We start from the raw sequence: 15,578 nt of genomic DNA, 5'->3' as shown, positions 1-15,578 counted from the left end.
CGGGAGAACGGGTAAAGGCATGCCCATGAAGCCCGGGATCGACCGCGCGGTCGGACGCACCTGGGTCGTCGCCCTGGTGATGGCCGTCGCGCTGATGGCGAACATCACCTACGTCCAGGGCTTCGAGGCGCAGGACCTGCGCGACGACTCGCTCAACGCCCGCCGGCTGCAGGACCGCTTCAAGGTCGACCGGGGGCCGATCGTCGCGGACGGCGTGCGGCTCGCCTGGTCGGAGAAGACCGACGGGGACCGCTACCAGCGCCACTACAGGGACGGCAGGGTCTTCGCGCCGATCACCGGCTACTTCTCCGTGTTCTCGCAGACCGGTCTCGAAGAGGCCGCGAACCACTTCCTGGACGGCACCGACCCCCGTCTCGCCACCACGAACCTCGTCGACAAGCTCATCGGCAACCACGTCCCCGGCGGGACGGCCGAGGCGACCGTCGACGTCAAGGCGCAGCGCGTCGCCTACGAGGCGCTGGCGTCCAGCGGCGTCCGCCGCGCGGCGGCCGTGGTCCTCGACGCGGACACCGGCGCGGTGCTGGTGATGGCGTCCACGCCGTCCTACGACCCCAACGACGTCTCGACGCTCGACGGGAAGAAGGCGGAGAAGGTGTTCGAGCGGCTCAACGGCGAGAAGCTCAAGCCGCTGCTCGACAAGGCCACGCGGGAGCTGTTCCCGCCCGGCTCCACGTTCAAGACCCTCGTCGCCGCGTCGGCGCTGGAGGCCGGCGCGAGCGAGCAGACGAGGGTCACGGCCGGACGCAGCTACCGGCCGCCGGGCGGCGGGCAGCCGATCAGCAACGACGCGGGCGACATCGGCGGTTCCTGCGACCTGAGCCGGATCCCGCTGATCGAGGCGTACGCGCAGTCGTGCAACACCACGTTCGCCTACATGGGCGCGGAGGAGCCCGGGAACGGCGCCGTCCACAGGAAGGCGGGCGAGTTCGGGTTCGGCGACCGGATCGAGTACGCCGACGGCCTGCTGAGCGCCCCCAGTTCGTTCCCCACGACCGACCAGCCGGTGCTCAGTGCGCTCGGCTCGATCGGCCAGGGCAGCACGGTCGCGACCCCGCTGCAGATGGCGATGGTCGCCTCCGGCGTCCTCAACGACGGGGAGGTGATGCAGCCGCATCTCATCGACAAGCTGCGCGCCCCGAGCGGCACCACGGTGGACACCATCTCGCCGAAGCGGATGTCGCGCGCGCTGACGTCCGAGCAGGCGAAGCAGATGCGGGACCTGATGAAGGCCGTCGTCGACAGGGGCACGGGCAAGTCGCTGAAGGGGACGTCCATCCTCGGCGGCAAGACCGGCACCGCCGACGTCGAGGGCGCCTCCTACAACGACCGCTGGTTCATCGGCTTCGGGCCGAAGAACGACCCGAAGTACGCGGTCGCGGTGATGACCGAGGCGCCCGGCTACGGCATCGAGTCGGGCCCGATCGCCGCCAAGATCATCGACGCGCTGGGGGACTGAACGGGCGCCGGGCGGGAACCGTCCGGGGACGGACCGGGAACGGTTTGCCGGTCCCGGGTGAAACCGGGCCGAATGGGATTTGGTACGTTCACCGCCGCAGGTCAGAAACCGGGACCGAAGGGGTTCGCGTCGTGCGCCGTGTCGTCTGTCCGGGATCGTTCGACCCCGTCACCAACGGGCATCTCGACATCATCAGCCGCGCCTCCCGTCTGTACGACGAGGTGGTCGTGGCGGTGCTGATCAACAAGAACAAGAAGAGCCTGTTCACCGTCGACGAGCGGGCCGACATGATCACCGAGGTCACCCGCGAGTACGGCAACATCAAGGTCGACACGTTCTACGGGCTCACCGTCGACTACTGCCGGGAGCAGGACATCCCGGTCATCGTCCGGGGGCTGCGGGCCGTCAGCGACTACGAGTACGAGCTGCAGATGGCCCAGATGAACCACCGGATCGCCGGCGTGGAGACGCTCTTCATGGCGACGAACCCGGAGTACGCGTTCCTGTCGTCCAGCCTCATGAAGGAGGTCGTGAAGTTCGGCGGGGACATCTCCGGTCTCGTCCCCGACAGCGTCCACGACCGGCTGGTGGAGCGCCTCCAGCAGCAGAGCTGACCGCCGGGCGGCCTGATGGTCGGGCGGCGACTCGGGCCGCGAGTTGGGCCGGCGCTCTCGGGACGGTACCCTGGTACATCGGCCATCACAGGCGGCCGCAGTTCACCATGCCTCACGGAAAGCAGGAATCCGCTGACTCGCCTTGACCCCAACACCCCTCTCGTGCTCGACACCCGGGCTCTGAGCAGGCAACCCGGGTCGTCGCGGGAGGAGCGCCGGACCGTGCCGGCACCGGAGAACTTCGGCGTCGAGATGGTGGGCGTCCCCGAGGGCGCCGCGATCGAGCTGGACCTCCGGCTCGAAGCGGTCCTGGAGGGGGTGCTCGTCACCGGCACGGCGACGGTCCCCTTGACGGGGGAGTGCTCCCGCTGCCTCGACCCGATCGCCTCGACCTTCGAGGCGGACTTCCAGGAGCTGTTCGTCTACGACGACACCCGCTCGGGCGGGAACGCCGGCGACGACGAGCTCCGCCTCGAGGGCGACCTCATCGACCTCGAACCCGTCCTGCGGGACGCGGTGGTGCTCGCGCTGCCGCTGTCCCCGCTGTGCCGGGACGACTGCCCGGGCCTGTGCCCGGACTGCGGCGCACGGCTCGCGGACGTCGAGCCGGAGCACCGACACGACGTCGCCGACCCCAGGTGGGCGGTGCTGCAGGACCTCGCCGGCGACATGGCGCCGGCCTCCCCGGAACGGGGGAACGGGAGCTCCGGCCCCCGTGGAGTGGACCGACGAGAAGGAAAGCAGGAGGGCTGACGTGGCCGTCCCCAAGCGGAAGAAGTCGCGCAGCAACACGCGGCACCGGCGCTCGCAGTGGAAGACCGCGGCGCCGAACCTGGTCGAGTGCCCGACGTGCCGCGACCACAAGCTGCCGCACACCGCGTGCGCGACATGCGGAACCTACGACCGGCGGCAGGTCATCGCCCCGTCGGCCTGAGTCTCCTCGCATCCTGGGGGGCGGAACCGCGCACGGCGCGGCCCGCCCCCCGAGGTGCGGGACGACATCCCACCCCGACCACCCCGGCGCGCGACGTCGGCGTGGTGACCGGCGCGGAGACTGAACCAAGGTTCGCTGCGCCCGGAGCCGTGGTGCACGCCGGGATCAGGCAGACCGGCGCGCACCTCGTCTTCGCGGACATCCTCCTCGCCGCGCGTCCTCGCCGTCCCGGCCGCTTCGGCCGGCGCGCAGCACCAGCGACCGCGCCATGCGCGGTGCACGGCCTGCGAGGAGGGCCCGTGAGCGCCAAGAAGAGCGCACCCACGCCGGACAAGGCGGAACTGACCGCCGCGCTCGGCGTCGAAGTGACCGATGACCTGCTCGAACGGGCGCTGACGCACCGTTCGTACGCCTACGAGAACGGCGGCCTGCCCACCAACGAGCGCCTGGAGTTCCTCGGCGACTCGGTGCTGGGCCTCGTCGTCACCGACACCCTGTTCCGCGGCCATCCCGACCTGCCCGAGGGCCAGCTGGCGAAGCTGCGCGCCGCCGTCGTCAACATGCGCGCGCTGGCGGGCGTCGCCCGCGGCCTCGGCGTCGGCGCGCACATCCGGCTCGGCCGCGGCGAGGAGGGCACCGGGGGGCGCGACAAGTCGTCGATACTGGCCGACACCCTGGAGGCGCTGATCGGCGCCGTCTACCTGGACCGCGGGCTGGACGAGGCGTCCGCCCTCGTGCACCGGCTCTTCGACGTGCTGATCACCCGCTCGGCGGGCCTCGGCGCCGGGCTCGACTGGAAGACCTCGCTGCAGGAGCTCACGGCCGTCGAGGAGCTGGGCGTCCCCGAGTACCACGTCGCCGAGAGCGGCCCCGACCACCAGAAGACGTTCCGCGCGTCCGTGCGGGTCGGCGGCAAGACCTACGGGTCGGGGGAGGGCCGCAGCAAGAAGGAGGCCGAGCAGCACGCCGCCGAGGCCGCCTGGAACGAGATCCGCGCGATCGTCGTCGGGCGCGAGGCCGAAGCGCAGGGGGAGCAGGCCGTCCAGGAGGCCGTCCAGGAGGCGCAGGCCGGTGCCTGAGCTGCCCGAGGTCGAGGTCGTCCGGCGCGGCCTCGACCGCTGGACGACCGGCCGGACGATCGCGTCCGCCGAGGTCCTGCACCCCCGCTCGGTGCGCCGCCACGAGGCCGGCCCGGCCGACTTCGCCGCCCGCCTCGCCGGCCGCACGATGCGGGCTCCGCGCCGCCGCGGCAAGTACCTGTGGATCCCCCTCGACGACGAGTCCGAGGCGGTGCTGGCGCATCTCGGCATGAGCGGGCAGCTGCTCGTCGGCGAGCCCGGCCGCGAACGCGAGAAGCACCTCCGGGTCCGGGCGGCCTTCACCGACGGCGGCCACGACCTCCGCTTCGTCGACCAGCGGACGTTCGGGCACCTGATGCTCACCGGCCTCGTCCCGGACGCGTTCTCCGCCGGCGCGCTCGTCCCCGAGCCGATCGTGCACATCGCCGCCGATCCGCTGGAGGACGCCTTCGACGCCGGGGCGTTCTTCCGGGCCCTGCGCCGCCGCAGGACCGGCATCAAACGCGCCCTGCTCGACCAGTCGCTGATCAGCGGGGTCGGCAACATCTACGCCGACGAGGCGCTGTGGCGGGCGAAGCTGCACTGGGCGCGCCCCACCGACACTATGACCCGCGCGGAGGCCACGCGCGTCCTGGAGGCCGCACAGGAGGTCATGGGGGCGGCTCTCGCCGTCGGCGGCACGTCCTTCGACAGCCTGTACGTCAACGTGAACGGCGAGAGCGGCTACTTCGAGCGCTCCCTGGACGCCTACGGCCGCCGCGACGAGCCGTGCCGCCGCTGCGGTGCCCCGATCCGCCGCGACGAGTTCATGAACCGCTCGTCCTACAGCTGCCCGGTGTGCCAGCCGCGCCCCCGCCGCGCCCGCTACTAGGGTCTCGGAGCGTGACGGACGACGAAGCGGACGACGAGGAGATCGTGCGGCTCACGGCCTGGGTGCGCGGACGCGTCCAGGGCGTCGGGTTCCGCTGGTGGGTGCGGTCGCGGGCGCTGGAGCTCGGCCTGGCCGGCAGCGCGACGAACCTGGGCGACGGGCGCGTCGAGGTCGTGGCGGAGGGGCCGCGCGCCCGCTGCCTTCAGCTGCTCGACCTGCTGGGCGGTGACACTTCCGGACGTCCGGGCAAGGTCACGGGCGTCACGGAGCGCTGGAGCGCGCCGCGCGGCGAGGCCGCCGGTTTCCTGGAACGCTGACCGGGTGGGGCGTTCCGGTTCGTACCTGCTAAACTAGTAGAGGAAGGTTGTTACCGGCCTGTGATGTGCGTCTTGACCAGGACACCGGCCGGTGCGACTCTAGACGATACGCGCACCGACTTCAGTTGATTCTCGTGCGCGATCCCTGCTGGTTACTCAGCGTGGAGGACCCTTAGTCATGGCGAAGGCTCTACTCGGCCACGTCGGCGGTCCCGACCCCCGGATGGTCGCGGAGATGCGGCGCCTGCAGCAGCGCGTACGTGATCTGGAAGCCGAGCTCGTACGGCTTCAGGCAGAGAACGACGCGCTCGCGACGGCGCCGGACGACGATGTGATGTCCCTTGCGGTCAAGGACCGCGAACCCGCGCTGACCTGATCGGCGCTGCATTCATTCTCTGCTCTCCTCCTTCGGCCTTCGGACGCGATCGCAGCGCTGGGGCCGCCGTGGGGCCGGGCTCAGATCCCCAGGCCCAGACGCCGCCGAACCGGTGGCGCTGGGCCTCTAACGTGCGCGGTCGCGACGTTCGGGTCACCCGGTGGCCGGAAGGGCGCTCGCGGGACGCCGCATCGGCGCGTCCAGGGCTGTGAATTACCAGGTCATCGCGCTCACGGGTGCCTGCCCGAGTTCCGGAGAGCGTCGCCCCTTCTTGTCCCGCGGAGTTGTCGTCCGGGGCGGGCCGTTTGGACGGCCGGAGTGTGCCTCGTTCAAGGTGCGGTAAAGGTTCTTCTGTTTTCGGGCCGGCCGAATCCGGACGTTCCGTGTTGATCTTTGGAAATGTGGCATCTGACGGGCGGGGCGGGGCCGGGCGCGGCCCCGCCCGGGCGGGATGGGCGGCGGCCCGGGTCGTCGGCGCAGGTACGCGATAGCCTCTAGCGTTGCGATCGGGCGCGGAACCGGTGGCCGCCGCGGGGGGGCGCCCGGCGTCCGGCACCGACGCGGAGCAGGGAGGATGGCGAGGGTTTGTACCTGAAGACCTTGACGCTGCGCGGCTTCAAGTCCTTCGCGTCCTCCACCACGCTGAAGTTCGAGCCGGGGATCACGGCCGTCGTGGGGCCGAACGGCTCGGGCAAGTCCAACGTCGTGGACGCGCTGGCCTGGGTGATGGGGGAGCAGGGCGCCAAGTCGCTGCGCGGCGGCAAGATGGAGGACGTCATCTTCGCCGGGACGGCGAACCGGGCGCCGCTCGGCCGCGCCGAGGTCGTGCTGACGATCGACAACTCCGACGGGGCGCTGCCCATCGACTACACCGAGGTGACGATCAGCCGGCTGATGTTCAGGTCGGGGTCCAGCGAGTACGCGATCAACGGCGACGGGTGCCGGCTGCTGGACATCCAGGAGCTGCTGTCGGACTCCGGCATCGGCCGCGAGATGCACGTCATCATCGGGCAGGGGCAGCTCGACCGCGTCCTGCACTCGGGGCCGGAGGGGCGGCGGGCGGTGATCGAGGAGGCCGCCGGCGTCCTCAAGCACCGCAAGCGCAAGGAGAAGGCGCTCCGGAAGCTGGACGCGATGCAGGGCAACCTCACGCGCGTCCAGGACCTCACGGGCGAGCTGCGGCGGCAGCTGAAACCGCTCGGCAAGCAGGCCGAGATCGCGCGGCGGGCGGCGGTGATCCAGGCCGACCTGCGCGACGCGCGGCTGCGGCTGCTGGCCGATGACCTCGTCACGCTGCGGACGAGGCTGGAGCAGGAGGCCGCCGACGAGGCCGCGATCCGGGAGCGCCGCACCGAGACCGAGCGGGCGCTGGCCGAGGCGCAGCGGCGCGAGGCCGTCCTGGAGGCGGAGGAGGCCGAGCAGGCGCCGAAGCTCGCGCAGGTCCAGGACACGTGGTTCCAGCTGTCGGCGCTGAAGGAGCGGCTGAACGGCGTCGCCGACCTCGCCGCGGAGCGGCACCGCAACGCCGCCGAGGCGCGGGAGGAGGAGCGGCGCGGCCGCGACCCCGAGGACATGGAGCGCGAGGCCGCCGAGATCCGCGAGCAGGAGGAGATGCTCCGCGCCGTGCTGGACGAGGCGCAGGACGGGCTCGCCGACGCCGTCCAGGAGCGGACGGGCGTCGAGGAGGCCCTCGCGGCCGAGGAGCGCCGTCTGCAGGCCGCCGCGCGCGCCGCCGCCGACCGGCGCGAGGAGCTGGCCCGGCTGCGCGGCCGGGTCGAGGCGCTGCGCAGCAAGGCGCAGGCCGGGCGGTCGGAGATCGGCCGGCTCGCCGAGGCGCGGGAGGAGGCCGGGCAGCGCGCCGAGGACGCCCGGGTCGAGTTCGAGGCGTTCGAGGCCGAGGTCGTCGAGGACCCGGCGCTCGCCGCCGAGCACGAGGTCGCGCAGGAGGCCCTCGCGACCGCGAAGGACGCCGCCGAGGCGGCGCGCGCGGGCGTCGACGGTCCGCGCCGGGCGTTGAAGGAGGCGCGGGCCGCGGTGGGGTCGGCGCGGTCCGCCGACCAGGCCGCGCAGAAGAAGGTCGCGGCGCTTCAAGCGCGGATCGAGGCCCTGAACCTGACGCTCGCCAGCGCCGCCGACGGCGGGGAGGCCCTGCTGTCGGCCGGGGCGGACGGCACGCTCGACGGGGTGCTGGGGACGGTCGCGTCGCTGCTGAACGTCCGTGCCGGCTACGAGACGGCGGTCGCCGCCGCGCTCGGGAACGCCGCCGAGGCCATCGCCGTCGGCTCCCTGGACACGGCCGAGGCCGCCCTGGTGCTGCTGCGCTCCCGCGACGCGGGACGCGCCGGGCTGCTCATCGGCGGGGGAGCGGCGGCATCGGCCGCGCGGGTGCCCGGTGTCGACTACGCGGTCGACGCGGTGAGCGTTCCGGACGCGCTGCGTCCCGCCGTCGAGCATCTCCTGCGGGACGTGGCCGTGGTGGACGACGTGCCGTCCGCGGCCTCGCTCGTCCGCCGGGAGCCGTCGCTGCGCGCCGTGACCCGCGAAGGCGAGCTCGTGGGCGCGCACTGGGCCCAGGGCGGCGCGGCCGGCGGAGGCCAGAGCCTCCTGCGGATGCGTGCGACGCTCGACGAGGCCACCGAGGACCTTGCCGCCGCCGAGACCGGCGCCGGGGTGGCCGCCGACGAGCTCAGCGCGTCGATGGAGCGCGAGCAGTCCGCCCAGACGGCGCTGGAGGCGGCGGAGGCCGCGGCCGGAGAGGCCCAGTCGAGCGTCAACCAGGCCCAGAGCGAACTTGACCGCGTCCGCGCGCGCTTGCGCGAGTTCGACGCGCAGGCCGCGCAGGAGGCCAAGCGCGCCGCGCGCCTGGAGGCCGACGTCCGCGCCGCGCGCGGCGAGGCGGAACGGCTCACCAAGGCCCTCGACGCGGCGACCGAGTCGCTGGAGCGCGACACCCAGGCGGCCGAGGAGCTGGCGATGCGGCTCGCCGAGTCGGAGGAGGCCGCCGAGGTCGCCGCCGAGGCCGGGCACGACACCGAGGCGCGCGACGAGCTGAACGCCCGCTGCCAGCGGCTGCGGTCCGCCGAGATGGAGGCGCGGCTGTCGGTCCGCACCGCCGAGGAGCGCGTGCAGGCGATCGCCGGCCGCGCCGACGCCCTGGAACGCGGTGCCCGCCGCGAGCGGGAGGAGCGCGCCCGCGCCGCCCAGCGCCGCGCCCGCCGGGAGGAGCAGGCGAGGGTCGCCAAGGCCGTCCACCGGGGCGCCAGGACCGCCCTCGACCGCATCGAGCACTCCCTCGCCGCGGCCGTCCGCCGCCGCGAGGCCGCCGAGCAGGCGAAGGCCGCGCGCGAGGCCGAGCTGAAGGTCGTCCGGACGCAGGTCCGCGAGCTGTCGGCGACCCTGGAGCGCCTGGTCAACGTCGTGCACGGCAACGAGGTCGCCCGCGCCGAGCAGCGGCTCCGGCTGGAGCAGTACGAGCAGCGGGCGCTGGAGGAGTTCGGGCTGGAGGTCGAGTCGCTCGTCGCCGAGTACGGGCCCGACCAGCACGTCCCGCCCGACCCCGAGCAGGGGGAGGACGCGCAGCCCGTCCCCTATGACCGGACCGTCCAGGAGAAGCGCGCCAAGGTCGCCGAGCGGCAGCTCAACCAGCTCGGCAAGGTCAACCCGCTCGCCCTGGAGGAGTTCGCCGCGCTGGAGGAACGGCACGCGTTCCTCACCTCGCAGCTGGAGGACCTCAAGAAGACCCAGCGCGAACTGCTCGGCCTCGTCAAAGAGGTCGACGACCGCGTCCAGGAGGTGTTCGGCACCGCCTACGAGGACACCGCCCGCGAGTTCGAGCGCATCTTCGCGCGGCTGTTCCCCGGCGGCGAGGGCAGCCTCTCGCTGACCGAGCCCGGCGACATGCTCACGACCGGCGTCGAGGTCTCGGCCCGCCCGCCCGGCAAGAAGGTCAAGCGGCTGTCGCTGCTGTCCGGCGGTGAGCGCTCGCTGGTCGCCATCGCCTTCCTCGTCGCCGTGTTCAAGGCGCGTCCCTCGCCGTTCTACGTCCTGGACGAGGTCGAGGCCGCGCTGGACGACACCAACACGCAGCGGCTGATCACCGTCTTCGAGGAACTGCGCGAGTCGTCCCAGCTGATCGTCATCACCCACCAGAAGCGCACCATGGAGGGCGCCGACGCCCTCTACGGCGTCAGCATGCGCGGCGACGGCGTCACCCAGGTCGTCAGCCAGCGGCTCCGCTGACCGTCGATTTCATATGTCCGTAATATCCGTCACGGATTTACTTGGAACGTTGCATCGCCCATCTTGCCGCATTTCGGACGGGCGGAAAATTTGTGCGATGTGCAATAACTGACGGATTATGGCGCATTTTCGCCGGTGAGGGGTAATGGGGGAGATCAGCCCGCACTGACCGTGACATTACGGCTACGTTCGCGGGCTTGTGCGTGCAAGGAGGCATCGACTACCCATGTGGACCGTGGTTCTCCGGCCTCCCCAATCGGGCCGACTCCGTCCGGTGCCGGAGAACCGGTGAGACGTGATGCCCATGGACGCTCAGAAACTCAAGGACAATTTCGCGCTGGTGGGAACGAACGGCGTGGACGTCGCCGAATACTTCTACGCCGACCTTTTCGCGCGTTCGCCGCAGCTCAGGTCCCTGTTCCCGGCGGCGATGGCCAAGCAGCACGAGGTGCTGCTCGCCGCGCTCTCCCAGATCGTCTCGTCGGTCGACGATCCGGACGCGCTCGTCCCGTTCCTGCGGGACCTCGGCCGGCGCCACCACGGCTTCGGCGTCGTCGCCGACCACTACGGCCCCGTCGGCGCGAGCCTCCTCGCGACCCTCGCCTACTTCAGCGGACCCGCGTGGAGCGAGGACCTCGAACGCGACTGGACGGCCGCCTACGGCGTCGTGGCCAAGGTCATGGCCGAGGCCGCCGCGGAGCCCGTCGCCTGATCCCGCGTGGACGCCCAACGACTGAAGGACCACTTCGACAAGGTCGCCGGACAGGGCGACGCCGTCGCCCTGTTCTTCTACTCCGACCTGTTCGTGCGCAACCCGCACCTGCGCGACATGTTCCCGATCGGGATGACCGGGCAGCGCGACAAGCTGCTGCGCGCGCTCGGCCACATCGTCGCGCAGGTCGACGACCTCCCCGCGCTCGTCCCGTTCCTCCAGCAGCTCGGCCGCGACCACCGCCGGTTCGGGATCGTCGCCGAGCACTACCCGCACGTCGGCGCCAGCCTCCTCGCCACCCTGCGGCACTTCACCGGGGACGACTGGACCGACGACGTCGAAAGCGACTGGAACGCCGCCTACAGCCTCGTCGCCAAGGTGATGCTCGAGGCCGCGGACCAGAACGCCCTGAACAGCCCGGCCTGGTGGAACGGCCAGGTCGTCGCGGTCGAACGGCGCCGGTTCGACATCGCCGTCCTGCGCGTCCAGCCGGACCGGCCGCTGCCCTACACGCCCGGTCAGTCGGTCGCGCTGGAGGTGCCGGCCCGGCTGCGGCACTGGCGGTACTACTCGATGGCGAACGCGCCCCGTCCCGACCACACCGTCGACTTCCACGTCCGGCTCGTGGACGGCGGGCCGGTGAGCCCGGTCCTGGTGCGCGGCACCGAGCCCGGCGACCGGCTCCGGATGGGCTCCCCCATCGGCACGCTCACGCTGGACGAGGAGTCGGCGCGGAACGTCCTGCTCATCGCGGGCAGCACCGGCCTGGCGCCGCTCAAGGCGATCCTGGAGCAGATCTCACGGCGTCCCGTCCCGCCGCGCGTTCACCTGTTCTTCGGGGCCCGCACCCGCGACGGCCTGTACGACCTCGAGGACCTGACCAGGCTGGCCCGCGGGTTCCACTGGCTCACCGTCGTCCCGGCCGTGTCGGACGAACCCGGCGGCCACGGCTTCTCGGAGTTCCTCCGGTCGGACGACGTCGAGCACGGCAACCTGTCGGACATCGTGGCGAGGCACGGCCCCTGGGACGGCCACGACGCCTATGTGTGCGGGCCGTCCGCGATGGTCGGGCACACCGTCGAGCAGCTGACGCGGCTCGGCGTCCCGCGTGGCCGCATCCGCCTGGAAACCTTCGCCGACGCACAGAGGTGAGCGCGTTGAACTCCCCGAACCTTCCCGTCGTGTCCACGGGGTCTCGGCTGACCCCGGGCGAACTCCAGGCGGTGGTGTTCGCCCGCGCCGCGCTCGGACGCCGCGGATACGACGAGGACGAGGTCCGCGGCTTCCTGGCGTACGTCGAGCGGGAACTCGTGCAGATCCTCAACGACAAGGCCGCCCTCGCGGGCGAGGTGAACCGGCTGCGCGCGAAGGGCACGCCGAGTGTGCTGGCGCCGGAGGACGCCCACTTCCAGGCCGTCCGGATCCTGTCGCAGGCCCAGCAGACCGCCGACCTCTACGTCGCGGACGCCGAACGGTACACCCGCGAACTGGCCCACGAGGCGCGGCTGCACCGGGAGGCGATCCTGTCCGACGCCAAGGGCCGCGCGGAACACCTCCTGGAGGACGCCCACCGCAAGGCCGCCGCCGTGGCCGACGCCGCCGTCCGCTCCGCCGAGCCGCCCCCGTCCGCGCCCCTCCCGCCCGACGAACGCCGCGAGATGGAACGCGAGATCGCCTACCTGCGCACCTACAGCGACGTCTACCGCACCCACCTGCGCTCCTACCTGGAGGCCCTTCTCCGCAACGTCGACGAGTGGGAATCCTCCGAAAGGGCATCGCTACCAGGCCGGGCACCCGACGCGGTCTGAACCCCGGTTCCGGACGAGTCACGCCTGACCTTCATGGATCAGACTTGAGCCTTGGAGCCGACCTGAGCGACAGGCGCGGGCACGCCCTGCGCCGTATCGGGGTTCCAGGGGGGCGGCCCCCTGGGTAGACAGGTCTGGAAAACTGGGGGCGCTATGGAATATCTGATCGTCATCGCCGCACTCGCCGCCGTCGCGCTGATCGTCGGCGGCATCACCTTGCTGCGGCCCCGCCGCACACGTCCGCGGCCGCCGGTGGAGCGGCCGACGGAACGGACCGGTGGCGCGACCGCCGTGGACGAGGCGGAGGCCGGGGCCCCGACCGTCGAGCGGGCGCCGCCGACGGAGGTGCCGGCGCCGCGGCCCACGGTCGAGATCGAGAGGCCGCCGCCCGGCGCGGGCCGGCTGGTCCGGCTGCGGGCCCGGCTCGCGCGCTCCCAGAACACGTTCGGCAAGACCCTGCTCGTCCTGCTGTCGCGCGACACGCTCGACGACGACGCGTGGGAGGAGATCGAGGACACCCTGATCACCGCGGACATGGGCACCACTGTGGCCCGCCAGGTCACCGACGACCTGCGCACCCGCGTCCAGGTGCTCGGCACCCGCAGCGCGGCGGACGTCCGGGAGCTGCTCAAGGAGGAGCTGGTCAAGCAGATCGGCCCGGACCTGGACCGCTCCCTGCACACCGACGCGCACGGCGACCGCCCGGCGGTGCTGATGGTCGTCGGCGTCAACGGCACCGGCAAGACCACCACCTGCGGCAAGCTCGGCCGCGTCCTCGTCGGGGACGGCGACACGGTGCTGCTCGGCGCCGCCGACACCTTCCGCGCCGCCGCCGCCGACCAGCTGGAGACGTGGGGGACGCGCGTCGGGGCGCAGGTCGTCCGCAAGGACGAGGGCGCCGACCCGGCGAGCGTCGCGTTCGACGCGGTCAAGCAGGGCATCGAGTCCAAGGTCAACGTCGTGATCATCGACACGGCGGGCCGGCTGCACACCAAGACCGGGCTGATGGACGAGCTGGGCAAGGTCAAGCGCGTCGTGGAGAAGCAGGCCGCGGTGGACGAGGTGCTCCTCGTCCTGGACGCGACGACCGGCCAGAACGGCATGCAGCAGGCGCGCGTGTTCGCCGAAGTCGTGAACGTGACGGGCGTCGTGCTGACGAAGCTGGACGGCACCGCGAAGGGCGGCATCGTCGTCCAGGTGCAGCGGGAGCTGGGCGTCCCGGTCAAGCTGGTCGGGCTGGGGGAGGGCCCGGACGACCTGGCGCCGTTCGAGCCCGAGGCGTTCGTGGACGCGATTCTGGGCGACTGAGAGCGACCTATGAACGACAAAATGCGGCATGTGAGGACTTAGTAACACTCGCGAAACACCCGGGGGTGGGTTTTCACACCTGCGAAACGCGGGGGCCCCGCGCGCGAAACCGCCGAGGTCGAGTCTCTGAGCAGTTCGAAGTTCCCTGGCGAGGAGGGGCTCTCAGAGACATGAAGATCGATAGCGGTAGTACCGCCTGGATGCTGACGAGCACGGCGCTCGTCCTGCTGATGACACCCGGGCTCGCCTTCTTCTACGGAGGCATGAGCCGCGCCAAGAGCGTGCTCAACATGATGATGATGAGTTTCGTCAGCATCGCCGTGGTGGGCATGGCGTGGGTCGTCTACGGCTACTCCCTCACCTTCGGCGACGGCGGCGCGCTCAGCTCGTTCATCGGCGGATTCGGCGACTGGGGGCTCGTCGGCCTGGAGAAGGCCGCCACGGCCGACGACGGCACGGGCATCCCGCAGCTGGTGTTCGTGGCCTTCCAGGCGACGTTCGCCATCATCACCGTCGCGCTGATCAGCGGCGCCGTCGCGGACCGTGCCAAGTTCGGCGCCTGGGTCGTGTTCACCCTGGTCTGGGCCACGCTCGTGTACTTCCCGATCGCGCACTGGGTGTGGTGGTCGGATGGCCAGGACGGCGGCAAGTCCGGCTGGCTGTTCGACCTCGGCGCGCTCGACTTCGCGGGCGGCACGGTCGTCCACATCAACGCCGGCGTCGCGGCGCTCGCGCTGGTGCTCGTCCTCGGCAAGCGCAAGGGCTGGCCGAAGGAGCCGATGCGCCCGCACAACCTGCCGTTCGTCCTGCTCGGGGCGGGCCTGCTGTGGTTCGGGTGGTTCGGGTTCAACGCCGGATCCGCCCTCTCGGCCGGCGCGACCGCGGCCGTCGCGTTCATCAACACGCTCGCCGCGACCTGCGCCGCCGCGTTCGCCTGGATCATCGTCGAGAAGCTGCGGGACGGCGCGTCCACCACGCTCGGCATCGCGTCCGGCGTCGTCGCCGGGCTCGTCGCCATCACCCCGGCCTGCGCGTTCATCACCCCGCTCGGCGCCATCGTCCTCGGCCTGGTCGCCGGCGCGGTCTGCGCGTTCGCCGTCGGCCTCAAGTACAAGCTCGGGTACGACGACTCGCTCGACGTGGTCGGCGTCCACATGGTCGGCGGCATCGTCGGCGCGCTGCTGATCGGCCTCCTGGCCACCACCGCCGTCAACGACGCCGGCGCGGACGGGCTGTTCGCCGGCGGCGGGCTCGCGCTGCTCGGCAAGCAGGCCATCGCCGTCCTCGCGACCCTCGCCTACTCCTTCGTCGTGACCTACGTGATCGCCAAGGTCATCGACCTGACGATGGGCTTCCGGATCAGCGAGGACGACGAGGCCGCCGGCATCGACAGCACGGCGCACGCGGAGACCGCCTACGACTTCGGCACGATCCGCGCGGGCATCGGCTCCGGGGCGACCGCGGCGGCGCCCGCCGCCCCCGCGAAGAAGGTTGAGGCGTAGGGATGAAGCTCATCACGGCGGTCATCAAGCCGTTCAAGCTGGACGAGGTCAAGAAGGCCCTGGAGACCTTCGGGGTCAGGGGCATGACCGTCAGCGAGGCCAGCGGCTACGGACGGCAGAAGGGCCACACCGAGGTCTACCGGGGCGCCGAGTACCAGGTCGACCTGGTGCCCAAGCTGCGGATCGAGGTCCTGGTCGACGCCGACGACGCCGACGACATCATCGACGTGATCGTCCGCGCCGCCCGCACCGACAAGATCGGTGACGGCAAGGTGTGGGCGGTGCCCGTCGACACCGTCGTCCGCGTCCGCACCGGCGAGACCGGCCCGGAAGCCCTCTAG

General features: G+C 71.9%; 15 protein-coding genes. All 15 read left to right on the top strand.

Annotated elements, in window-relative coordinates; all coding sequences use genetic code 11:
• Window positions 1-25: 25 nt before the first annotated feature.
• The 15 genes from AL2_RS10120 (at window position 26) to AL2_RS10050 (ending at window position 15,578) form a co-directional block, all read left to right on the top strand.
• A complete protein-coding gene (locus AL2_RS10120) occupies window positions 26-1,477 on the top strand; it encodes a penicillin-binding transpeptidase domain-containing protein (RefSeq protein WP_067632614.1) in 1,452 nt (483 codons plus the stop codon).
• 131 nt (window positions 1,478-1,608) lie between these two features.
• Window positions 1,609-2,091, top strand: a complete 483-nt coding sequence (gene coaD / locus AL2_RS10115) for a pantetheine-phosphate adenylyltransferase (RefSeq protein WP_067632158.1) — start codon at window positions 1,609-1,611, stop codon at window positions 2,089-2,091.
• A 162-nt stretch (window positions 2,092-2,253) separates the two neighbouring features.
• A complete protein-coding gene (locus AL2_RS10110) occupies window positions 2,254-2,844 on the top strand; it encodes a YceD family protein (RefSeq protein WP_067632157.1) in 591 nt (196 codons plus the stop codon).
• 1 nt (window position 2,845) lies between these two features.
• On the top strand, window positions 2,846-3,025 hold the full coding sequence (rpmF, locus tag AL2_RS10105; protein WP_067632153.1) for a 50S ribosomal protein L32: 180 nt from the start codon (window positions 2,846-2,848) through the stop codon (window positions 3,023-3,025).
• 341 nt (window positions 3,026-3,366) lie between these two features.
• Window positions 3,367-4,104, top strand: a complete 738-nt coding sequence (gene rnc / locus AL2_RS10100; protein ID WP_210748019.1) for a ribonuclease III — start codon at window positions 3,367-3,369, stop codon at window positions 4,102-4,104.
• On the top strand, window positions 4,097-4,975 hold the full coding sequence (gene mutM, locus AL2_RS10095; RefSeq protein WP_067632149.1) for a bifunctional DNA-formamidopyrimidine glycosylase/DNA-(apurinic or apyrimidinic site) lyase: 879 nt from the start codon (window positions 4,097-4,099) through the stop codon (window positions 4,973-4,975). The genes rnc and mutM overlap by 8 nt, the downstream gene beginning before the upstream one ends.
• An 11-nt stretch (window positions 4,976-4,986) precedes the next feature.
• The gene (locus tag AL2_RS10090) at window positions 4,987-5,292 is read left to right on the top strand and encodes an acylphosphatase (RefSeq protein WP_245666496.1); all 306 of its coding nucleotides are present in this window, start codon (window positions 4,987-4,989) and stop codon (window positions 5,290-5,292) included.
• Between the two features lie 178 nt (window positions 5,293-5,470).
• Window positions 5,471-5,668 (top strand): hypothetical protein, encoded by a 198-nt coding sequence (locus tag AL2_RS36205; RefSeq protein ID WP_083946295.1) that lies wholly within the window; start codon window positions 5,471-5,473, stop codon window positions 5,666-5,668.
• 585 nt (window positions 5,669-6,253) lie between these two features.
• On the top strand, window positions 6,254-9,907 hold the full coding sequence (gene smc / locus AL2_RS10080; protein WP_067632144.1) for a chromosome segregation protein SMC: 3,654 nt from the start codon (window positions 6,254-6,256) through the stop codon (window positions 9,905-9,907).
• A gap of 304 nt (window positions 9,908-10,211) precedes the next feature.
• Window positions 10,212-10,619 carry a globin domain-containing protein gene (locus AL2_RS10075; RefSeq protein ID WP_067632143.1) on the top strand — a complete coding sequence of 136 codons (408 nt, stop codon included), beginning with the start codon at window positions 10,212-10,214 and terminating at the stop codon, window positions 10,617-10,619.
• A 6-nt stretch (window positions 10,620-10,625) separates the two neighbouring features.
• Entirely contained in the window at window positions 10,626-11,771 is a 1,146-nt protein-coding gene (locus tag AL2_RS10070; RefSeq protein WP_067632141.1) for a globin domain-containing protein, read from the top strand.
• 29 nt (window positions 11,772-11,800) lie between these two features.
• On the top strand, window positions 11,801-12,427 hold the full coding sequence (locus tag AL2_RS10065; RefSeq protein ID WP_168444618.1) for a DivIVA domain-containing protein: 627 nt from the start codon (window positions 11,801-11,803) through the stop codon (window positions 12,425-12,427).
• Window positions 12,428-12,580: 153 nt separating this feature from the next.
• Window positions 12,581-13,735, top strand: coding sequence for a signal recognition particle-docking protein FtsY (gene ftsY, locus AL2_RS10060; protein ID WP_067632138.1), 1,155 nt, complete (start codon window positions 12,581-12,583; stop codon window positions 13,733-13,735).
• 170 nt (window positions 13,736-13,905) lie between these two features.
• A complete protein-coding gene (locus tag AL2_RS10055) occupies window positions 13,906-15,237 on the top strand; it encodes an ammonium transporter (RefSeq protein WP_067632137.1) in 1,332 nt (443 codons plus the stop codon).
• 2 nt (window positions 15,238-15,239) lie between these two features.
• Window positions 15,240-15,578 (top strand): P-II family nitrogen regulator, encoded by a 339-nt coding sequence (locus tag AL2_RS10050; RefSeq protein WP_067632136.1) that lies wholly within the window; start codon window positions 15,240-15,242, stop codon window positions 15,576-15,578.

This window comes from Actinomadura latina NBRC 106108 (assembly GCF_001552195.1).
In the GTDB taxonomy this organism is placed as follows: Bacteria; Actinomycetota; Actinomycetes; order Streptosporangiales; family Streptosporangiaceae; genus Spirillospora; species Spirillospora latina.
Note: the sequence above shows the minus strand (reverse complement) of the source record. Positions and strands in the feature narration are given on the sequence as shown.